This is a genomic window from Mucilaginibacter pankratovii (assembly GCF_014773265.1).
Classification (GTDB): domain Bacteria; phylum Bacteroidota; class Bacteroidia; order Sphingobacteriales; family Sphingobacteriaceae; genus Mucilaginibacter; species Mucilaginibacter pankratovii.
In genome coordinates this window covers 20,567-42,067 of the sequence record NZ_JACWMY010000003.1, presented here as the reverse complement: position 1 = coordinate 42,067, position 21,501 = coordinate 20,567, and the positions used below count along the sequence as shown (strand labels likewise).

Genomic DNA, 21,501 nt, shown 5'->3' with positions numbered 1-21,501 from the left:
TTTATAAAAAAACAGAAGTGTTTTAAGCTTGATTTTTATGGCGGATATTTATTATATTGGGTACATAAATCGCCTTATTATGAAACCCGCCAAGTTGATACTGCCCCTGATGCTTTGTGCCGTTGCTTTTGGCTTTAAAAATCCGCCCCGGTCTGATAAATGGGAACAATTATTTAACGGAAAAGACCTCAGCGGGTGGGATACCTACATAGGCCCCGATCTTGACGATAAAGGCAAACCCATTACCGGCGTACCCATTGGCCTTAATACCGACCCGAGGCTGGTTTTCACCATTGTAAAACAGGATGGCGACAAAGTTATCCGCATCTCCGGCCAAAACTGGGGAGCCATATCCACCAAAAAAGAATACGCCAATTACCATTTACAGTTGCAGTTTAAATGGGGCGCGCTTACCTGGGGCCAAAAAAAGGGGCAGAAGATGGATAGCGGCCTGCTGTACCATTCGGTTGGCAAATACGGCGCGGACTACGGTGCGTGGATGCGGTCGCAGGAGTTCCAGATAGAACAGGGTAACAGTGGCGATTACTGGGGCGTAGCCGGGGGCATGGCCGATATACCGGTGATAAGGCGATACGAGAAAGATTACATTTACAACGTTGGCGGCATGATGAACACTTTTGCCGAAGGAGGCAAAGCCGGGCGGCACTGTATAAAAGGCAGCGATGCCGAAAACCCTAAAGGCGAATGGAACACGCTTGACCTGTATTGCAACGGCGATACCAGCATCCATGTAATAAACGATAAGGTGATGATGGTACTGTACCATAGCAGGCAAATGGAGAACGGGCAACCGCAGCCACTTACCAAAGGAAAAATCCAGATACAATCTGAAGGCGCCGAGGTTTTTTATAAAGAAATTATGATACAGCCTATTACCCAATTGCCTGTAGAGCTGGTTAAGCAATAGTGCCTATCTCCTGGTTGTTTTCTGCCTTTTCGTACGCGTAATTATGCGCAGGATAAGGCACAATAAAGGTTTGCTCCACCCGCTCCGAACGTTTGAAGTACGAGATCCACACAGCCGCGTAAATGATCTTCCTTACCATCGAGCTTGCCGTATCATCACTTACATCGCCATTTAAAGCGGTGGCAAAAATGCAGTCGGCCACGGCAAATACCGCTATATAAGCATAAAAACCAGTGATGTATTTAGGCAGGATATCGCGTTTGTTTATTAACAGCACAAGGCAGAATACAGCGTAGCAAATGGCAAACACGTTACCCGCGGTTTCGAACGCAAATAAGGCTTTAAATGCAGCATCGTTAATACCCGCCGTATGGGTGTTCCAGGTGCGCACATCAAAGTAATTGCCAAATATTAAGGTATAACCAACCATAAACGGCGTTAAGGCCAGCCCAATGGCAATAATAATGAGCCAGCCGCCAATTGGTATAAACGTTGCGCCGGGTGCAAACAGCACACCGTGCGTTTCGGTACGGTAAAGCCTTACGCCCAATAGCCCTAATAAAACGGCCAGCCCAACAGCAAAAGCCAGCATCCAATAGTTTAAGTGGAAGGGCACTTTGGTTACATCGGGCGTGTAGGTAAAGCTATACCCCAGTTCGTCATCGGCTATCTTCTTGAAGTCGGTACGCGCCTCATCCTGGTCGGCAACGGCAATAAAACCCTTTAAGCTGCTGAATTTATAATCGAGCGTAAGCGTGTCTGCTAATACCGAAATCTGCGAAGAGAAGTTATAGGCATCACGGGCGATAGTGGTAGTGCTTTTGTCTATGTTCCATCCGTTGTTCATTACTACGTTAACCTTGTACTCTAAATTGCTGGGGTAGTTAAGGGTAACCGGCAATTTGGAATTGCTGCTAATATCCGGCAGCTGATTATTGATGTAGGCAGCATAAAACGACGCGTAATATTGCCCGGGCTCTTTATCCGCTTTAAAGTAATTTGGAATTTTGTAATGCTCAATAGTGGTCAGCTCGTTATTCTCCGTGTCGTCCTTCACGGCAATCGAATCAGCAGCATATTCAATCTTCGGGTAGCTTCTGGCATAAAAATTCAGGTAGGATTTCTCTGTTTCGGCCATGCTGCCCGATGCCAGTTTATCGCGCACCCTATCGGCCTCGTTTAAGGTATAGGTTGATATCACTTCCAGTTCGGCTTTGCCTTTGGCATCTTCGGGCACGATGAAATTTTCGGTAAGCACCATCCGCCCGCTTTTTGATGGAGCAATGCTTGTTAAGCCATTAGTGCCAGGTTTTAGTACCAGGCCTTTAACATAATTAGGGAAATAGATATTGGTACCGCTGCCGCGCTGGTAAGCAATGGTGGCATCCACATAAACCGGTTTGTTGTTCATGATGGCCACGCAGGTAGCATGATCAAATACCGTAGGCGATGGAACGTAATCGCCCAATGTTTTACCCGCCGAGGAACTGATCAATACCATGTGCGCCTCAATACCGTTTGCCATTAAAACAGACGCTAATAGTAGGGCTTTATCCTTACAATCGCCATAGCGTTGGTTGTAAACCCGCTCCGGCGTGTTGGCACGGTGCGAATATTCGCCAAGTTCGATACCCATATAGCGTACCTCATCCTGCACCATCTGCACCGCGTTGCGGAAATATTTTTCTTTGTTTCCACCTGCATCGGCTTTTAGTTTGGCAACCCTGGCAGCAAGACTGCCTTTTAGGTTGGTAGCTATTGGGTTTACTTTTAAGGCCCAGTCGGTAACTTCCTGCCAGGTGGCGTAATCGCTTACTTGTATATGCTGGTAATTATCAAACCATCCGGGTTGGTTATCGGCATAAGGCGGTACTTTGGTTTGCAATACATTCCACTCGTAACAGGTTAGTCCGTTTTTATTGGAGATGGCCGCTGCAGGCGCATTATTAAAAGCTTTAAAATTTAGTTTTCGCTGTGGCGATGCAAACAGGGCCTTATATATCTGGGCGTAAGGCTGGTTTAGCTGCAGGTAAATATCATCGGTAAATTTGCTGCCGAAGATGGGGTTGCGGCCGGTAATGGTGTACGAATATTCTATCCGGTCGCCTTTACGGATATCATCCAATATGCAAAAAGCCGAAAAGCTGCCCTGGTAAATAAAGCGGGATAATTCCTTTTCATCGGCTATAACCTTAAATGATTTTAGGTTGAGGCGGCTGCTTGCCCTGCCATTGCGCCAAACGGTGATATCGTGTATATCAAGCCGCTCGTAAGATGGGTTGAACGAGATAGAGATCTCCGAGCCATTTTGTATACCCGCCGATGATACAATTTCGCGTATTACACGTTTATAATCGGCTTGTTTTTCTACGTGGATCTGCTCTTCAAAAAGCTGGTAAAAGAAACCGTTCTCTACCTGCCTTAGGGGCAGTTTTTTATCCGAAATCTTAAAAGGGTTTATCCAGGTTGGCCGTGCAGAAATATGTACGGCGGGCGTATCCGCATTTGCCGAAAATATATTACATAGCAGCAGCAAAGCACTGCAGGCCAAAACCAATAAGGGGCTTAATCTTTTACACATACCAGCCCTGAAAATAATAAAACTTAAATTATTTACCAATAGTTTAAAAAAATTTCGGCGGCGATATAAGCAAAAAACAACGAAAGTCAATATCAACGGGCATTAAGTTAATGCACTATTTATTTGTCGAGCCCAGTATATTCCGGTCAATAAACGCTAACCGTAAATAAAACATTAAGCTATACTTTAGGCCTTCAAATGCAGTTTGTAATATCTGGGCTGGTTTTGTTTTTCTTGTTTAGACTGATGGCTTGGTTCGGTTGCGTATTGGCTGTTTTGGCACCATCGTTTTAAGCATGTAAATAGGAAACCTTATTGTTTTTTGTACAGGTAAAATCTGGCCGAATCTCCCCGATGGGCAACATTTAATGCGGCGGACCTTTCCCAGAACGTGGTAAGTTCATCCGGCGTAAATAGCTGTTCAACCGGGTAGTCTTCATGGGTATCGGGTAATGTTAAAGGAATATCTCTTTTGTATAATTCGCTTCCCAAAAACTGAAACGCGGTGGAGTCGAAAATTGTTTTCGAGACCTTAAAGCCGGTTCTCTCTGCTAAAATTCCCATGCTGTTTATGGTATGCAGTACAAAATGCCTCGGTGCATCTAACTGCACCCAGTTTTCTTTGTAAGTATCCCAGGCCTCGCCCAATACCGGCACGCATATCAAAAACACTCCGCCGCTTTTTAACAACCTGTGGCATTGTTCCATTTCCTTAACCTGCTCGTCCACGTGTTCTAAAACGTGGTGGGCTATCAGCACATCGTATGTGTTTGATGGTAGTTCGGACAGGTCCTTCTTTAGCACCTTTACCCCAAAGCCATAGTCTATTTCGTTACCTATAAATTTATCTACGCCGGTAACATCTTCAAAGCCGAGGTTAAATAATTCGCAAATAAGCCGTCCTTTACCACAGCCTATGTCCAATATTTTTGCACCGGGCATGGTGTTAAAAGGCCTTAACAGATCCAAAGGGCCGGTATTCGGTTTGCTGTATTTCCTCTTCATCCGCATACGGCTTACCAGGCGTTTCAAAAAAGGCTGCCTTTTCAGTGGCGGCACGGGCTGGTTAAATGCCATGTAATACGGCGGATAGTGCTTCTGAATATCGGCAGGCACGTCCATTATTTGGATGCTGCCGCAATGGGGGCATTCGCCATACGGGAATTGCTTACGGGTGCCAAACATCATTTCTTTAAAAATGTAGCTGGGTTCAACAGGCGTATCGCATATCCTGCAATTTATCAGCGCTTTATTGTTCATATAGGTATGGCCCAAATATAGGCTAATTACATTTCAGTTTAACCAGCTGGCCAGTAGCTAAAGAGCAATTGCCCGTAGTTGAGATAAATACTTTAACGCTTGATATTTTAAATTATAATATATATTATTGTGTGCCAATGACACAATAATCGCACATTGTGTTGAATACCAATAATTAATAGAAATAATTTTTATGAGAAGAAATTATCTAACGCTGCTTGTGCTGCTTCCTGCCCTGGCATCGGCACAAACCAAATACACCGAAAGTAAGAACGGCGATGTGGTAACCGTGGTAAACACCGGCGGCCAAAAGCTGGGCTACTCGGCATCATCTGGCGTTAAAGTTTTAACGGTTGATGGACTGGCCTTTAAAGACCTTAATAAAAACGGCAAGCTGGATAAATATGAAGACTGGCGCTTGCCGGTTGATGTGCGCGCAAAAGACCTGGCAGGTAAAATGAGCGTGGAGCAAATTGCCGGGCTGATGCTGTACAGCCGCCACCAAATGATCCCCTCTATCCCGGTTGGCCCGTTTGCGGGTACTTATAACGGCAAAACGCTGGCCGAAAGCGGCCTGAACGCCTGGGACCTTTCCGATCAGCAAAAAACATTTTTAAAGAATGATAACGTGCGCCACGTGCTCATCACCTCGGTACAAAGCCCCGAGGTAGCAGCCAAATGGAACAACAACGCGCAGGCCTATGTAGAAGGCATTGGCCTGGGTATCCCCAACAATAACAGTTCTGATCCAAGACATGGTACTTTAGCCACAGCCGAATTTAACGCCGGTGCCGGCGGTACCATTTCCATGTGGCCAGGCTCCTTAGGTATGGCCGCCACTTTCGATCCATCTGTTACCGAAAATTTCGGCCGCATAGCTGCGCAGGAATACCGCGCGCTGGGAATCGCCACGGCACTATCTCCACAGGTTGATATCTCTACCGACCCGCGCTGGAACCGTGTGAGCGGTACCTTTGGCGAGGATCCGCAGCTGGCAGCCGATATGGCGAGGGCTTACATTGATGGTTTCCAAACCTCCACCGGAGATAAAGAAATAAAGAACGGCTGGGGATTCAACAGCGTAAACGCCATGGTGAAACACTGGCCGGGCGGCGGTGCCGGCGAAGGGGGCCGGGATGCGCATTACGGTTTTGGTAAATATGCCGTGTACCCGGGCAATAACTTCCAGGAACATTTTATACCTTTTACCCAGGGTGCCTTTAAACTAAAAGGTAAAACAGGCATGGCCGCGGCGGTGATGCCTTATTACACCATCAGCTTTAACCAGGATACCAAAAACCACGAGAACGTGGCCAACAACTACAACAAATACATTATTACCGACCTGCTGCGCAACAAATACAAATATGATGGCGTGGTTTGTACCGACTGGCTGGTTACCGGCGACGAAACGGTGATCAACAGCTTCCTTTCCGGTAAATCGTGGGGGATGGAAAAAGCCACCCTTGCCGAGCGACACTACAAAATTTTGATGGCCGGTGTTGACCAGTTTGGCGGTAACAATGATATGGTGCCGGTAATAGCCGCTTACCAGATGGGCGTGAAAGAACATGGCGAAGCATTTATGCGCGCCCGTTTTGAGCGATCTGCCCTGCGTTTGTTAAGGGGCAGCTTCCGCACAGGCTTGTTTGAAAACCCTTACCTCGATGTAGAAACCACAAAGAAAACCGTGGGGAATGCTGGTTTTATGGCAGCAGGTTACCAGGCGCAGCTAAAATCGATAGTGATGCTGAAGAATAAGGCAAACGTATTGCCTTTGCAAAGCGGCAAAACGGTGTACGTGCCTAAGAAATTCACCCCTGCGGGTAAGAATTTCCTGGGTATGCCTTATCCAGAGAAAACCGAATACCCGGTAAATATGGAGACCGTGAAGAAATACTTTAAGGTGACCGAGAACCCGGATGAGGCAGATTACGCGCTGGTATTTATTGCCAGCCCTATAGGCCACGGTGGTTACGATGCCGACGATGTTAAAGCCGGCGGAAACGGTTACCTGCCGGTATCTTTACAATATGGCAAATACACCGCCGAAACTGCCCGCGAAACCAGCTTAGCCGGTGGCGACCCATTGGAAAAATTCACCAACCGTGGCTACAAAGGCAAATCGGAAACATCAACCAACGTAACCGACCTGGCCATGGTGACTGATACTTATGCTAAGATGAAAGGCAAGCCTGTGATCGTATCGGTAAACTTAAGCAACCCAATGGTTTTTGCCGAACTGGAAAAACAAGCCAACGCCATCCTGGTAGATTTTGGCGTACAAGGCCAGGCGAGCCTGGATATCCTGACGGGTAAAGCGGAACCATCAGCCTTATTACCATTACAAATGCCTTTGGATATGAAAACCGTAGAAGCGCAGTTTGAAGATGTACCGCATGATATGAAGGTGTATACCGACAGTGAAGGCCACAACTACGATTTTGGCTATGGATTGAACTGGAAAGGTGTGATAAAAGATGCGCGGACGGCTAAATATATAAAGGCTGTAGCGAAACCATAGTACACGGATTAAGACAGTTGTAGAGATTAGGGAGGATTACATAACAAGCGCTAAGAAAAGATTGGCCGCAAAGATCATAGAGAAAAGGCATAGCGTACACACAGCATACACAAAATTATAAGATTGAAAATCTAAATCAGTTTAAACAAACGGAAACCGGCAAATTGCAAGTTCGCAATTTGCCGGTTTAATTTAAATAGTATCTGCCTTAGTTTACAATTAATATTTAAACGGGTAAACTCCCGGGCCTGGATTTGCGGTATAGGACTTAGCAAAACGGCCATAATTAGGGCTTTGAACACCGTCATCGGTGCGGCTATCAGCCAGGTTAACCGTTGATAAGGTGCCGTTTCCGTTTACTCCATCAGATATGATGGCTAAATTTCCTTGGTTAGTAAGAACCAGCATAAGATTTCGTGGATTTTGTGTGCCACATTTATAATAATACGTTTGCGATTCAAAAATGGCAGTGGTGCCCTGGTATACAACTAAATTCATATCCGGCTGCAAGTACATTTTTGTAGGCGCTGTGGTGTATTTATTGCTCGCCCATAATACCTTCTTTGTGTTATATTCGTACACCACCAGGTTTCCGTCATTTTGGAAGTCAAATTCATACGCACCAGCCCGCCATGCCCCTTTAGGAATTTCTACGTAAGGCGAAGAGGATGATAAAGGAAACCGGCCTATTATAGTGTAATAGCTTGGCGCATATGGAGTAGTGCTTCCTGTTAGCGATAGCTGGCATGACGTTGCATTTAAAGTTTTTGGTAATTCTTTTTGCGTCTGAACGGTAAAGGTTGTTGAGCTATCGCCTTCTGTAGCATTGGTTTTTACATCGATAGTTTGAACAACATTTTCCTTGGTCTGCGCCTTTGTTTCGGCAATGGGGTTTTGGCTTTTAGAACAACCAACAATTAAAAACAGGGCAATAATAAATAATGCATTTTTCATGTGTGACTTGATTTAGATGAATTTATGCTTCAAAGGTAAAGAACAAGAATGAAATTTTCTCGATAGTTAATAATAAAATAATTATTTATTTTTTTGGTTAATATTAATTTAACTTAAATGTTGGTTGTAGACTATAGTTCCATTGTAACGCAGTAAATTACAATGCGGGATTTAGCAATTTTGCCTTAAATTAGTGAACGGAATTACCAACCGCCTTTAAGCCAATGATAATGAAACGCTTCCTCATCCTGCCGCTTACCCTGCTGTGTGCTTTTGCATTCGCGCAAACGCCGTTTAAAGTTGTAAAAACCGATGCCGGGCAGATCTCGGGCACGGAGAGCAACGATGTGAGCGTACATATCTATAAAGGCATTCCTTTTGCGGCCCCGCCGGTTGGCGATCTGCGCTGGAAAGCCCCACAGCCGGTAAGATCATGGGATGGAGTAAAGGCTTGTACCGAATTTTCTAAAAGCCCAATGCAGGGCAAGCCCAACGAGTTTGGCGTTTACACCCGCGAATTTTTAATAAAGGACGAGCCGCTGAGCGAAGATTGCCTGTACCTTAACGTTTGGACAGGTGCAGCCGCACCATCAGAAAAACGCCCGGTGCTGGTATGGATCTACGGCGGTGGTTTTAGTAGCGGCGGCGCCAACGTGCCTATTTATGATGGCGAAGCCCTGGCAAAAAAGGGAATAATATTGGTAAGTATTAATTACCGGGTAGGCATCTTCGGCTTTTTCGCCCACCCGGAACTAACGAAGGAGTCGCCAAACCATACCTCCGGTAATTACGGACTGATGGATCAGCTGGCCGCCTTAAAATGGGTGAAGAAAAACATTGCAGCCTTTGGCGGCGACCCTGCTAATGTGACCATTGCGGGGCAGTCTGCAGGTTCTTTTGCGGTAAACTACCTGGTGGCATCGCCATTAGCCAAAGGCCTGTTTAAAGGCGCCATTGCCGAAAGCGGCGCGCACATGCTGAAAGGCCCAAACAGCGGCGTAACTTTAGCCCAGGGAGAGCAAAGCGGGCTGAAGGCAGCCGAGGCATTACACGCTGGCAGCCTGGCTGAACTGCGAAAATTACCGGCAGAGGAATTATTGAAACAAAACAATTTTCGCCCGATAGTGGATGGCTATTTTTTACCGCAGGTACCGGCGGATATTTTTGAGGCGAATAAGGAGAACCAGGTACCGCTCCTTACCGGCTGGAACGAGGATGATGCCTTTATTGGCAGTATAAAAAACGCAGCTGATTATACCGAAGGCATTAAAAAACGCTTTGGTGATAAAGCTGCGGAGGTTCTCAAACTTTACCCCGGCGGTACAAATGCCGAAGCCGAACGTTCGCAGATCAACATGTCGCGCGATATGACCTTTGGCGTGCATAATTACATTTGGGCGAATGTGCAAAGCGCCAAAAACAAGGCGAAGGTGTATATGTACCGCTTTACCCGCCGGATGCCGGCTACCGAAGCGTTTAAAAAGTACGGGGCCTTCCATACCGGCGAGGTGGGTTACGTGTTCAACAACCTCAAATTTTTAAACCGCCCTTTTGAACCGGTGGATCAGCAACTGGCAGATACCATGTCGAGCTACTGGGTAAATTTTGCTACGTCGGGCAACCCTAATGGTCCCGGTTTGCCCGCATGGCCTGCGTATAACAGTAATGGTAACCAAACCATGATACTGGGCGAAAAGCCTACCGCCGTGCCTTTACCCGGTAAGGATGCTTTAGATTTTATGTATAAGGATATGGTGAAATAAACCCGGTTAAGCCATGGCCCATTTGCCCCGTGGCGGGTTGTTCGGGGTTGTTCGGGCTGTTCGCGCAAACAAACGAACGCGAACATTTAAATCTTTGCTGTACCTTTAGCTAACCTGTTATAAATTTTTCTGCATATGAAGTTTATCTGCACCGCTGTATTGGCATTGGCTTGCTTTACTTTTTCAATAAATGCCGGGGCGCAAAGCGTAAACCCCGAGCTGTTATCCCGGCAATGGAAAGCTTCCTGGATAACCGTACCAAACGAGCCGGCGCACGACTATGGCATCTATCATTTTCAGAAATCGGTAGACCTGCCAACTAAGCCGGCGAAGTTCATTATCAATATTTCGGCAGATAACCGCTATAAACTATATGTAAACCATACGCTGGTATCCTTAGGCCCCGCCCGCGGCGATACCTACTACTGGAACTATGAAACCGTTGATATTGCCCCATACCTTATTGGCGGGAAAAACACCATTGCTGCTGTGGTTTGGAACGACGGCGAGTTTCGCCCGGAAGCCCAGATAACCCAGCAAACCGCCTTTATTTTGCAGGGCGATACCGGCATAGAAGAAGTTTTTAATACCGATGCTAGCTGGAAGTGCATCCGCGATAATGCCTACAAGCCCCTGCTTGGCGTGGGCTACAGCACCTACTACGTTGCCGGCCCCGGCGAGCTGGTAGATATGCACAAAACGGTTAAAAATTGGCAGGATAGCGACAGCGGCTGGCTCAACGCACAAAGGATAGACAGGGGTAACCCTAAAGGCATCACCAACGCCTTCGGGTGGATGCTGGTACCATCCCCATTGCCGCAAATGGAGATGAAACAACAGCGCCTTGCCGCCATGCGGAAAGCTACAGGTATTACGGTTCCGGCTTCCTTCCCTGCGGAGAAGACGGCCATTACCATCCCTGCCAATACCAAAGCCTCGCTACTGCTGGATCAGTCTTTTCTTACAAACGCCTATCTTACCGTTAGCTTTAGCGGCGGCGATAATGCAGGCATCTCCTTCACCTATGCCGAATCGCCGATGAAGAATGTGGGTAACACCTACCAAATTGTAAAACCAAACCGTAACGAGGTGGAGGGCTATAAATTTGTTGGCCGTAAGGATAGTGTGATCTCTGATGGTACTTCCAAGCAAAGCTTCACTACGCTGGCCTTCCGCACCTACAGGTATATTTTGGTGAATATTTCTACTAAGGACGAACCGCTAACCATCGATGACATTTACGGCACCTTTACCGGCTATCCCTTTAAATTCAACGCCAAACTAAATGCAGGCAACCCCGAGATGCAGCAGATGCTGGATATTGGTTTCCGCACCGCCCGTTCCTGCGCCATGGAAACCTATTTCGATTGCCCGTACTACGAGCAGCTGCAATATATAGGTGATGGCCGCATCCAGGCACTTATCTCTTATTACAACACCGGCGACGATCGCCTGGCCCGCAACGCCCTCAACCAGATGGATCATTCGCGCCTGGCGGAGGGTATTACGCTGAGCAGGCATCCGTCGTTTAGTCCGCAAATTATTTCCACGTTCTCGCTTTGGTACATCAGTATGCTGCACGATTACTGGATGTACCGCAACGACGAAACCTTTGTAAAAGATAAGCTGGATGGCGCGAGGCAGGTGCTGGCCTTCTTCGCCAAATATCAGCAGGCTGATGGCTCGCTAAAAAACCCACCATACTGGCGTTTTGTAGATTGGGTAGGAACAAAAGGCTGGGATTTTGGCCAGCCGCCAAAAGATATCAACGGAAACTCCGCCATGCTGGATATGCAACTGCTGTGGACACTGCAGCAAGCCGCCGAAATGGAAGGCAAGATAGGCCTGCCCGTATACGCCGAAATGTACAAAGCCCGCGCGGCAAAGTTAAAAGCCACTATTCAGCGTAAATATTGGGACGCGGGCAAAGGCTTTTATGCCGATGCAAGCGATAAACAAACCTGGTCGCAGCATACCAACGCGCTGGCAATCTTAAGCGGTGTTGCCGGGGCTAATACCATTTCGCTCGCCAAAAAATTAGAAGGGGATAGCAGTCTGGTAAAATGTACCATCTATTTTAAATACTACCTGCACCAGGCGCTGGTAAAAGGCGGGCTGGGGAATGATTATATGAACTGGTTGGATATTTGGCGAAACAACATTAAAATGGGCCTGACTACCTGGGCAGAGATCTCCGACCTGGAGCACGACCGCAGCGATTGCCATGCCTGGGGAGCCAGCCCCAATATCGAGTTCTTTCGCACCGTGCTGGGTATAGATAGCGACGCGCCCGGCTTCAGCAAAATAAAAATTGAACCACGCCTGGGCAAAATGGAGAATGCCTCGGGCGAGATCCCGCACCCTAATGGCGTGGTAGCGGTTAATTATGCAAAAAGCGGTAGAAAATGGTCTATTAATATCAGCCTGCCTATGCGTACCAATGGGGTGTTGGTGTGGAAGGGCAAAAACTACCCGTTAAAAGGCGGGAAGAATGTATTGAGTATTTGACCATGATTCGCCTGATTTAAGGATTGCATGAGCACCGTTATGTTCTAATCAAGTAATCTTAAAATCAAGTGAATCAAGGTTCAGAAAAAAGCATTAGGGATAGGCGTGGATACCGGCCCGGGGATAAGGCCGGTGCAGTATGAGCATATAGCCCGGCCTGCCTGCCGGTAGGCAGGGCCACAGGGCGATGCCCGAATAATGTAAATGATGTTAGTAACCCAATTCTTGTTTTTTCAATGTCATAAAGACGGCATAACCCCGCGGCAGCAAACCTTTTACAAAATAAAAGACTTAATTAGCCGTGTTTCTTAATTATGAAGAAAAATTAGGTAGGTATCATTTTAAATGTATATTTGACACTTATTAAATGTATAGTGTTTTAATATACATTTTATACAGATTTATTATTAAAAATGTGATATTTACAAACTTTAAAACCCAAAAACGGCTATAAACACTACCGGTTCATGAAAACAACACCTTCCCAGTTAAAAATCCTCTCTATTGATATCGGTGGTTCCAGCATTAAAGCCACAATTTTGGATAACAAAGGCAATCTGAAGATGGATTACAAGAAAGTGGTAACGCCAAAACCGGCTAATCCCGAAAATGTCATCAAATCGATAAAAACACTGGTGAAGGATTATCCGCCGTTTGATAAAGTATCAGTTGGCTTCCCCGGTTATGTACGCAACGGCGTAGTAAAAACCGCTCCAAATCTGGGTAACGATTTTTGGAAAGATGTGAATTTTCGCCAAAAACTGGAAGAAGCTTTGGGCAAGGATGCACAGGTAGTGAACGATGCCGATATGCAGGGCCTTGGCGTTGTAAGCGGCAAAGGGCTGGAGATGGTAATTACCCTTGGCACCGGCTTTGGTACGGCATTGTTAATGGATGGGCACCTGCTGCCGCATTTAGAGGTAGCGCATCATCCGGTATCAAAGGGCCGCGATTATGACGAATACATCGGCGATATAGCCCTTGATAAAGAAGGCGTAAAAAAATGGAACAGCCGTATTAAAAAGGTTTTTAAGATCCTGAAAACCGTGTTTAATTACGACTACCTATATATAGGCGGAGGCAACTCTGATAAGCTTACTTTTAAGCTTGATAAAAATATGAAGATTGTAACCAATGCCGATGGCATAAAAGGTGGGGCGAGATTGTGGGCAGAAGATAAACACCCGGTTACACACACTGCAATGGCAACCCCAACTAAATAACAAACCTTTCTTTTATACGATGATGGAAAAACCAAATGAAGCACTCGAAAAATTAGCGATAGATACCGTAAGGATCCTTTCTGCAGATGCTGTACAAAAGGCAAATTCGGGCCACCCGGGCACCGCAATGGCATTGGCCCCAATGGGCCACGTATTGTGGACCAAATTTTTAAACTACAATCCCAAGAACCCTGATTTTGCAAACCGCGACAGGTTTATCCTTTCTGCCGGTCACGCTTGTATCTTGCAGTACAACTTCTTGTATTTAACCGGTTACGATCTTTCGTTAGATGATATTAAGGCTTTCCGCCAGTTAAACAGCAAAACTGCCGGCCACCCCGAATACGGTTTGGCACCTGGTGTTGATGTTACTACCGGCCCGTTGGGCCAGGGTTTTGCAAACGGTGTTGGTTTTGCCATTGCGCAAAAACACCTTGCTGCACGCTACAACAAACCTGGTTTCGACCTTTTTAATTATAACATCTATTCCATCGTAAGCGATGGTGATATGATGGAAGGTGTAACTTCTGAGGCTGCTTCTTTAGCCGGCCATCTTCAGTTGGGCAACCTGATATACTTATACGATGATAACCACATCTCGATAGAAGGCAGTACCGATATCGCCTTTAACGAGGATGTGAGCGCCCGTTTCCGTTCGTACGGATGGCATGTGCAGGAAGTGCCTGATGTGAACGATACCCACGCTTTAGAGCTGGCATTGATCAACGCAAAATCTGAAACACAAAAACCATCGCTGATCCGCGTTCGTTCGTTGATCGCTTACGGTAGCCCAAATAAATCGGGTACTGCAGGTTCACACGGTTCGCCACTGGGCGCCGATGAGATCAAATTAGTAAAAGAATTCTTCGGTTTCGATCCTGAAAAATCGTTCAACGTACCGGCTGAGGTATTGGAATATTACCACGCAAAAGGCGCAAAAGGCGCTAAGGTGGAGCAGAAATGGAATGAACTTTTTGCCAAATACAAAGAGAAATTCCCTGAATTAGCCGCCGAATACGAAACCGCGTTTGCCGGCGAATTGCCAGCAGGATGGGCCGATAAACTGCCTGTATTTAAAGGAAGCGACCCTAAAATGGCAACCCGCCAGGCATCTGGTAAAGTGCTTAACGCCATTGCCGCCGGCCTGCCAAACCTTATTGGTGGCGCGGCCGACTTATCGCCATCTACTGAAACCAACTTAAAAGAATACGATTCATTCACGTCAGAAAATCGCGCGGGCCGCAACTTCCACTTCGGTATCCGCGAGCATGCTATGGGTTCGGCCCTTAACGGTATGGCTTTAACAAAAGGCTTATTGCCCTTTGGTGCCACCTTCCTGCAATTTGCAGATTATATGCGCCCGCCCATCCGTTTGGCGGCCATTATGAAGATCAGTCCAATATTCGTATACACCCACGATAGTATCGGTTTAGGAGAAGATGGGACAACCCACCAACCCATAGAGCACTTAGCAACATTGCGCGCCATTCCTAATGTTACCGTTATCCGCCCGGCAGATGCAAACGAAAGTTCATTTGCATGGAAGGTAGCCATAGAGAAAAAAGGCGGCCCAACTGTATTGATATTTACCCGCCAGGGATTACCAATCCTCGATCAGGATAAATATGGCAAGGCATCGGGCGTAGAAAAAGGCGCTTATGTTTTATCTGAAGCAAGCAAAGAGATCGACCTGATACTACTGGCAACCGGTTCTGAAGTAGCCCTGATCATGCAGGCACAGGAAAAACTGGAAGCAGAAGGTATCTCTACCCGCGTGGTAAGTATGCCATCGTGGGAGTTGTTTGAGAAACAGGACGCTGCCTACAAAGAATCGGTATTGCCAAAAGCAAGCCGCAAACGTTTAGCTGTAGAAATGGCATCCCCAATGGGCTGGCACAAATATACTACCGATGAAGGCGATACACTTTGCATGACCACCTTCGGCGAATCGGCACCGGCAGAAGACCTGTACAAACACTTCGGCTTTACGGTAGATAACGTAGTTAAAAAGGCGAAAGCGCTGTTGTAGACATAAGAAATCAAGAGTCAAGAATCAGGATTGGAGCCTCCTTCTTGCTTCCTGGCTCTTGACTTCCTGCTTCTCTTCAAAATATGAGTTTAATAAGCGAGCTTAAATGGTCCTCCGAGATCATCAATCCAAGCGGTAAGCAAAAGGTAGCGCAGCAAATTGCCGGTATGGTGAAAGATGGCGATATACTTGGCGTGGGCTCGGGCTCAACGGTGTATATGGCCTTGCTGGCTATTGCCGAACGCATTAAAGCCGAAAAGCTGAATGTGCTGGCTATCCCGACATCGGTAGAGATCTCGATGTTTTTAAGCAAGCTGGGCATACCGATGACGACCTTGTTTGAGCACACGCCCGATTGGCTTTTTGACGGAGCCGATGAGGTTGACCCCAAAAACAGCCTGATAAAGGGGCGGGGAGGGGCAATGTTTAAGGAGAAACTTTTAATAGCAAGCAGTCCGCTGAATTATATTATTGTGGATGATACCAAGATAGTGGATAAAATAGGTACAAATTTCCCTATCCCTATCGAAGTTTTTCCGCAGGCTTTATTACATGTGGAGGCTGAATTGAAAAAGCTTGGAGCTAACAGCATTGTGCTTAGGCCCGCAAAAGGTAAAGACGGCCCGGTGATAACCGAGAACAACAATTTGATACTGGATTGCCGCTTTGATGAAGTGCCCGATACCATGGAGCGCGACATAAAATCGATAACGGGAGTGATAGAAAGCGGGCTTTTTATAGGCTACAACCTGCAAATTTTAGTAGCGGCCAATAGTTAACCGGTTTTTTACGCTGCTGTAACGGAAGGATGAGATTAGTTTAACAATATATCCCCGGATAATTAAGAACTTTACATAAAATAAAGAGGCTATCTGCCTCATAAACAACAAGAAATAGAAACATTAATAATACCTGATATGGCAACTAACAACGTTAAACAAATACACGATTTTGGCCAGAGCATTTGGCTTGATTTTATCGACCGCGAGATCATTTCGTCGGGAAAATTGCAAAAGCTGATAGATGAGGATGGCGTAAGAGGCGTTACCTCTAACCCGGCAATCTTCGAGAAGGCCATCTCCAGCAGTTCTGACTATGATGCTGATATTGCAACTTTTGGTAAAGATGCAGGCACGACAGAAGAGTTGTTCTTTAAGTTGGCCATAAAAGACATTCAAGCTGCCTGCGACCTTTTCGATCCGCTTTATAATGAAGGCGTTGTAGGTGCCGATGGTTACGTAAGCTTGGAAGTATCGCCGTTTTTGGCGCTTGATGCCGAAGGTACCGCTGCACAGGCAGAATTGCTTTGGAAACAGGTTGACCGCAAAAACGTAATGATCAAAATTCCGGGTACCAAACCGGGTTTAAAAGCCATACAGGAATCTATTGCCAAAGGCATTAACATCAACGTTACTTTACTTTTTGGTTTAGAGCGTTACGAAGAAGTAGCCAATGCATACATTGCCGGTTTGGAAGAGCATTTAGCTGCCGGCCATAAAATTGCACACATATCATCAGTAGCCAGCTTCTTCTTAAGCCGTATCGACGTAATAGTTGATCCGTTATTGGAAGAAAAAGGTGCTAAAGAACTGGTTGGCGAAGTTGCCATCGCATCTGCTAAAAAAGCATACGAAATTTACAAAAGAGTGTTCAGTGGCGAGCGTTGGGAAAAATTAGCCGCTGAAGGCGCAAAACCACAGCGTTTGCTTTGGGCAAGTACCGGCAGCAAAAACCCTGCATTTAAAGATACTAAATACGTTGAGGCTTTGATAGGCCCGGATACTGTTGATACCGTTCCATTGGAAACTGTTGACGCGTTCCGCGATCATGGCATTGCTGCCAACACCTTAGAATTAGGTTTAGACGAAGCAACAGCCACCTTAGCAAAACTGAAAGAGCTGGGTATCGACCTTGATGCCATCACCCAACAACTGGAAGATGAAGGTATCGAGAAGTTTAACAAACCTTTCGAAAAATTACTGAAAGCGATAGAAGAACAAAAAGAAAAGGTTTAACGATTAAGTTCCCCTCTCGAGAGGGGTTAGGGGTGTGTTCGTCTGCATGGCTAACACACCCCTTCCACCGCTCGCACACCCCCTCTCAAGAGGGGAGCAATAAAACATCTGCCAATAAATGAAATACACACACCTCAAGATCCTTTTTTTTGACGTAGGCGGCATCTTGCTGACTAACGGATGGGGCCACGAATCGCGTAAGGAAGCAGCGAAGAAATTCGGGCTGGATTACGAGGAAGTGAACGCCCTGCATAACTTCATTTTTAATGTGTACGAAATTGGCAGCATCACGCTGGATCAGTACCTGGATACGGTGATATTTAACCATCCCCGCGAATTTGTGCGCGAAGATTTTAAAGAGTTTATGTATGCGCAATCGAAAGAGTTGCCGGATATGCTGAAGTATTTAAAAGAGTGGAAAAAGAACTACGGTTTCCGCGTCATCTCCATCAATAACGAGGGCAAGGAACTGAACGATTACCGCGTAAAGAAATTTAAACTGCACGAGGCTTTTGATGCGTTTATCTCGTCGTGCGAGGTAAAAATGCGTAAACCCGATCCGGGCATCTGGCAATTAGCCATGGGTATTGCCCAGGCCTCGCCCGAGCAATGCGTATACTTCGACGACCGGATCATGTTTGTAAAAACAGCCGAAAAGCTGGGTATCCGTGCCTTTCAGCATACCGACTTCGAAACAACTAAAAAAATATTAAACGACCTTAAAGACGAAAACCTCAAATAACATGAGCGCAACAACAGATAAATATGCCTTTGGCATGATAGGCCTGGGTGTTATGGGCCGCAGCTTACTGCTCAACATGGCCGATCACGGCTTCGCGGTAGCAGGCCATGATAAAGATGCCGGCAAAGTATCCTCGCTAAACGAAGAAGCAGGCGACCGCAAGGCAAAAGGCTTTGGCGATGTAAAAGAATTTATAGCCAGCCTTACCATCCCGCGCGCCATTATGATGCTGGTACCTGCGGGTAAAATTGTAGATGCCGTAATTGAGGAGCTTACGCCACTGTTGGAGAAAGGCGATATTTTAATTGATGGCGGTAACTCGCACTTTACCGATACTAACCGCCGTGTGGAAGAACTGGAGGCCATTGGTCTGCACTTCTTTGGTATGGGTGTATCTGGTGGCGAAGAAGGCGCGCGTAAGGGCCCAAGCATGATGCCGGGCGGCGACAAGCAAGCCTACAACGTAATGAAACCGATATTTGAGGCCATTGCCGCTAAAGTGGATGGTGTGCCTTGCGTAACTTACATTGGTCCGGGTGCATCTGGTCACTTTGTAAAGATGGTGCATAACGGTATCGAGTATGGTATTATGCAGCTACTGGCCGAGACCTATGAGATCATGAAAAAAGGGTTGAAACTGGATAACGATGCCATTGGTAAAATTTTTGCCGAATGGAACGAAGGCCGTTTACAATCTTTCCTGTTGGATATCACCAAAGATATTTTCAAATACAAAGCACCGGGTACAGATCACCTGCTGTTAGATGATATTAAAGATGAGGCCCGTGCCAAGGGTACCGGTAAATGGACCTCGCAAAGCGCTATGGACCTGCAGGCACCTATCCCAACGGTAGATACCGCGGTATCTATGCGCGATATGTCTAAATACAAAGCCTTGCGTACCCAGGCAGCGGCTATTTACAGCACAGCCGATCACCAGGCCATCGAAGGCAATACCGAAGAACTGGTTGCCGCTTTAGAGCAGGCCTTTTACTTCACCATGATCATCAGCTACGCGCAGGGCATGCACATGCTGTCTAACGCCTCAACCGAATACAAATACGAGCTAAAGCTTGATGAGATCGCCAAGATCTGGCGCGGTGGATGTATCATCCGTTCCAAATTCTTGGAGAACATCTACGGAGCTTACGGTAAAGACCAATCATTGGCGCATTTACTGTTAGATGCCGATGTGGCCGCCCTTGTAGAAGGCACGCTGCCGGGTATCCGTAAAATTGTTTCGTCTGCTGTATCTGCCGGTATAGCGGCGCCGGCTTACGCGGCATCGCTTAGTTATTTTGATGCCTTCCGCAGCGAGCGCATGCCATCAAACTTAACCCAGGCGCAGCGCGATTATTTTGGAGCCCATACTTACGAGCTGATAGGAAAAGAAGGAACCTTCCATACCCAATGGGTACCTAAAAGCTAATTACGTTTACCTCAAAAAAATATCATCATGAGTAATGTAAAATCTGACCCTACCATATTTATCATTTTTGGCGGCACGGGCGATCTTAACTCCCGCAAAATTGCCCCGGCTCTCTATAATCTTTTTTTAGATGGCTGGATGCCAAAGCAATTCTCTATCATCGGTACCGGCCGTACCAAGCTAACCGATGAGCAATTCAGGGATAATTTGCACAAAGACATCGACCAATTCTCGCGCAACGGCAAAACCGACGCTAAGAAATGGGCCGAGTTTGTAAAGAACATCTACTATCAGGTATCAGACGCTACCGATTTTGAAACTTATAAAGAATTTGGCAAGCGCATCGACGCGCATAACGAAGAATGGAAAACAAAGGCCAACGTGTTGTTTTACCTCGCGGTTGCGCCTAATTTCTTCCCGATAATTGCTTCTAACATCTCTAAGGCTAAACTGGCCGAGGATAAGAACAGGGTGCGTATCATCATCGAAAAACCGTTTGGCCACGACCTGGAGACCGCCAAGGAATTGAACGAATTGCTGAAAGGCATTTTTGACGAGTGCCAGATCTACCGCATCGACCATTACCTGGGGAAAGAAACCGTACAGAACATCATGGCGTTCCGTTTCGCCAACTCCATTATGGAGCCGCTATGGAACCGTAATTATATCGAACACGTACAGATCTCGGTTACCGAGCAACTGGGCGTGGAAGATCGCGGCGATTACTACGATGGCTCGGGCGCAATGCGCGACATGATCCAGAACCACCTGCTGCAATTGCTTTGCCACATTGCCATGGAACCACCGGTGAGTTTTGTTGCCGATGAAGTACGCGACCGTAAGGTGGATGTGCTAAAGGCCATGCGCCGCTTTACACCCGAGGATGTGCGTAATTCTGCGGTGCGCGGCCAGTACGGCAGCGGCTGGATGAAAGGCAAGGAAGTACCCGGCTACCGCGAAGAGCCAAAGGTAGATGCGGATTCAAATACCGAAACCTTTGCCGCGTTTAAGTTTTTTGTAGATAACTGGCGCTGGCAGGGTGTGCCGTTTTATGTGCGCACCGGTAAACGGATGCACCAGTCGTCATCGGTGATCACTATCCAGTTTAAGGATGTGCCGCATTTGATATTCCCTACCGAGGCCGCCGAAAGCTGGCAGCAAAACAGGCTCATCATCAGCATACAGCCGGAGATGAGCATCCGTTTGCAGGTGCAGGCCAAACGCCCGGGTATTGATATGGTGCTGAACGTGGTAGATATGGTGTTTGATTATAAAGGAACGTACACCAACCAGGCCCCCGAAGCATACGAAACCCTTATACTGGATACCATGCATGGCGACCAAACCCTGTTTATGCGCGGCGACCAGGTAGAAGCTGCCTGGGAACTGGTAATGCCGATTTTGAACACATGGCAGCATAAAAAGAGCCTGAATTTCCCTAATTATTCTGCCGACTCCTGGGGGCCGGAAGCCGCTGAGGCATTAATAGCTCGTGATGGTTTCAACTGGTTCACTATACCGGTTAACGGGAAAAAATAAGGGTAC

At 46.8% G+C, this 21,501-nt stretch carries 14 protein-coding genes; 11 read left to right on the top strand and 3 right to left on the bottom strand.

Going from position 1 to position 21,501, the window contains the following annotated elements; all coding sequences use genetic code 11:
- Window positions 1-79: 79 nt before the first annotated feature.
- Window positions 80-928 (top strand): 3-keto-disaccharide hydrolase, encoded by an 849-nt coding sequence (locus IDJ77_RS05820; RefSeq protein WP_191188006.1) that lies wholly within the window; start codon window positions 80-82, stop codon window positions 926-928.
- Here IDJ77_RS05820 and IDJ77_RS05815 read toward each other — a convergent pair.
- The gene (locus tag IDJ77_RS05815) at window positions 918-3,509 is read right to left on the bottom strand and encodes a DUF3857 domain-containing protein (protein ID WP_191188005.1); all 2,592 of its coding nucleotides are present in this window, start codon (window positions 3,507-3,509) and stop codon (window positions 918-920) included. The genes IDJ77_RS05820 and IDJ77_RS05815 overlap by 11 nt on opposite strands.
- A gap of 312 nt (window positions 3,510-3,821) precedes the next feature.
- On the bottom strand, window positions 3,822-4,769 hold the full coding sequence (locus IDJ77_RS05810) for a class I SAM-dependent methyltransferase (protein ID WP_191188004.1): 948 nt from the start codon (window positions 4,767-4,769) through the stop codon (window positions 3,822-3,824).
- Between the two features lie 193 nt (window positions 4,770-4,962).
- Between IDJ77_RS05810 and IDJ77_RS05805 the strand changes: the two genes are divergently transcribed.
- The gene (locus IDJ77_RS05805) at window positions 4,963-7,293 is read left to right on the top strand and encodes a glycoside hydrolase family 3 protein (RefSeq protein ID WP_191188003.1); all 2,331 of its coding nucleotides are present in this window, start codon (window positions 4,963-4,965) and stop codon (window positions 7,291-7,293) included.
- A 219-nt stretch (window positions 7,294-7,512) separates the two neighbouring features.
- On the opposite strand, the gene IDJ77_RS05800 is transcribed toward IDJ77_RS05805, so the two are convergent.
- Entirely contained in the window at window positions 7,513-8,247 is a 735-nt protein-coding gene (locus tag IDJ77_RS05800; protein ID WP_191188002.1) for a hypothetical protein, read from the bottom strand.
- A gap of 230 nt (window positions 8,248-8,477) precedes the next feature.
- On the opposite strand from IDJ77_RS05800, the gene IDJ77_RS05795 reads away from it, so the two are divergent.
- The 9 genes from IDJ77_RS05795 to zwf all read left to right on the top strand — a co-directional run bounded on the left by IDJ77_RS05795 (window position 8,478) and on the right by zwf (window position 21,495).
- A complete protein-coding gene (locus tag IDJ77_RS05795) occupies window positions 8,478-10,010 on the top strand; it encodes a carboxylesterase/lipase family protein (protein ID WP_191188001.1) in 1,533 nt (510 codons plus the stop codon).
- 135 nt (window positions 10,011-10,145) lie between these two features.
- Window positions 10,146-12,518 (top strand): alpha-L-rhamnosidase-related protein, encoded by a 2,373-nt coding sequence (locus IDJ77_RS05790; protein ID WP_191188000.1) that lies wholly within the window; start codon window positions 10,146-10,148, stop codon window positions 12,516-12,518.
- A 467-nt stretch (window positions 12,519-12,985) separates the two neighbouring features.
- On the top strand, window positions 12,986-13,741 hold the full coding sequence (locus IDJ77_RS05785; RefSeq protein WP_191187999.1) for an ROK family protein: 756 nt from the start codon (window positions 12,986-12,988) through the stop codon (window positions 13,739-13,741).
- Window positions 13,742-13,760: 19 nt separating this feature from the next.
- A complete protein-coding gene (tkt, locus tag IDJ77_RS05780; RefSeq protein WP_191187998.1) occupies window positions 13,761-15,770 on the top strand; it encodes a transketolase in 2,010 nt (669 codons plus the stop codon).
- Window positions 15,771-15,853: 83 nt separating this feature from the next.
- Window positions 15,854-16,549: a ribose 5-phosphate isomerase A gene (rpiA, locus tag IDJ77_RS05775; RefSeq protein ID WP_191187997.1), complete on the top strand. Its 696-nt coding sequence runs from the start codon at window positions 15,854-15,856 to the stop codon at window positions 16,547-16,549.
- 138 nt (window positions 16,550-16,687) lie between these two features.
- Window positions 16,688-17,785, top strand: a complete 1,098-nt coding sequence (gene tal / locus IDJ77_RS05770; RefSeq protein WP_191187996.1) for a transaldolase — start codon at window positions 16,688-16,690, stop codon at window positions 17,783-17,785.
- 118 nt (window positions 17,786-17,903) lie between these two features.
- Window positions 17,904-18,527 (top strand): HAD family hydrolase, encoded by a 624-nt coding sequence (locus tag IDJ77_RS05765; protein ID WP_191187995.1) that lies wholly within the window; start codon window positions 17,904-17,906, stop codon window positions 18,525-18,527.
- Window position 18,528: 1 nt separating this feature from the next.
- On the top strand, window positions 18,529-19,956 hold the full coding sequence (gene gndA / locus IDJ77_RS05760; RefSeq protein WP_191187994.1) for an NADP-dependent phosphogluconate dehydrogenase: 1,428 nt from the start codon (window positions 18,529-18,531) through the stop codon (window positions 19,954-19,956).
- A gap of 27 nt (window positions 19,957-19,983) precedes the next feature.
- Entirely contained in the window at window positions 19,984-21,495 is a 1,512-nt protein-coding gene (gene zwf / locus IDJ77_RS05755) for a glucose-6-phosphate dehydrogenase (RefSeq protein WP_191187993.1), read from the top strand.
- Window positions 21,496-21,501: the final 6 nt, after the last annotated feature.

What these genes read in the sequence shown, in the direction of transcription:
- tkt (WP_191187998.1), top strand. Translation starts at nt 13,761, where the DNA reads ATGATGGAAAAACCAAATGAAGCACTCGAAAAATTAGCGATAGATACC.
- IDJ77_RS05765 (WP_191187995.1), top strand. Translation starts at nt 17,904, where the DNA reads ATGAAATACACACACCTCAAGATCCTTTTTTTTGACGTAGGCGGCATC.
- IDJ77_RS05820 (WP_191188006.1), top strand. Translation starts at nt 80, where the DNA reads ATGAAACCCGCCAAGTTGATACTGCCCCTGATGCTTTGTGCCGTTGCT.
- tal (WP_191187996.1), top strand. Translation starts at nt 16,688, where the DNA reads ATGGCAACTAACAACGTTAAACAAATACACGATTTTGGCCAGAGCATT.
- IDJ77_RS05810 (WP_191188004.1), bottom strand. Translation starts at nt 4,769, where the DNA reads ATGAACAATAAAGCGCTGATAAATTGCAGGATATGCGATACGCCTGTT.
- IDJ77_RS05785 (WP_191187999.1), top strand. Translation starts at nt 12,986, where the DNA reads ATGAAAACAACACCTTCCCAGTTAAAAATCCTCTCTATTGATATCGGT.
- rpiA (WP_191187997.1), top strand. Translation starts at nt 15,854, where the DNA reads ATGAGTTTAATAAGCGAGCTTAAATGGTCCTCCGAGATCATCAATCCA.
- IDJ77_RS05790 (WP_191188000.1), top strand. Translation starts at nt 10,146, where the DNA reads ATGAAGTTTATCTGCACCGCTGTATTGGCATTGGCTTGCTTTACTTTT.
- IDJ77_RS05815 (WP_191188005.1), bottom strand. Translation starts at nt 3,509, where the DNA reads ATGTGTAAAAGATTAAGCCCCTTATTGGTTTTGGCCTGCAGTGCTTTG.
- gndA (WP_191187994.1), top strand. Translation starts at nt 18,529, where the DNA reads ATGAGCGCAACAACAGATAAATATGCCTTTGGCATGATAGGCCTGGGT.
- IDJ77_RS05800 (WP_191188002.1), bottom strand. Translation starts at nt 8,247, where the DNA reads ATGAAAAATGCATTATTTATTATTGCCCTGTTTTTAATTGTTGGTTGT.
- IDJ77_RS05805 (WP_191188003.1), top strand. Translation starts at nt 4,963, where the DNA reads ATGAGAAGAAATTATCTAACGCTGCTTGTGCTGCTTCCTGCCCTGGCA.
- IDJ77_RS05795 (WP_191188001.1), top strand. Translation starts at nt 8,478, where the DNA reads ATGAAACGCTTCCTCATCCTGCCGCTTACCCTGCTGTGTGCTTTTGCA.
- zwf (WP_191187993.1), top strand. Translation starts at nt 19,984, where the DNA reads ATGAGTAATGTAAAATCTGACCCTACCATATTTATCATTTTTGGCGGC.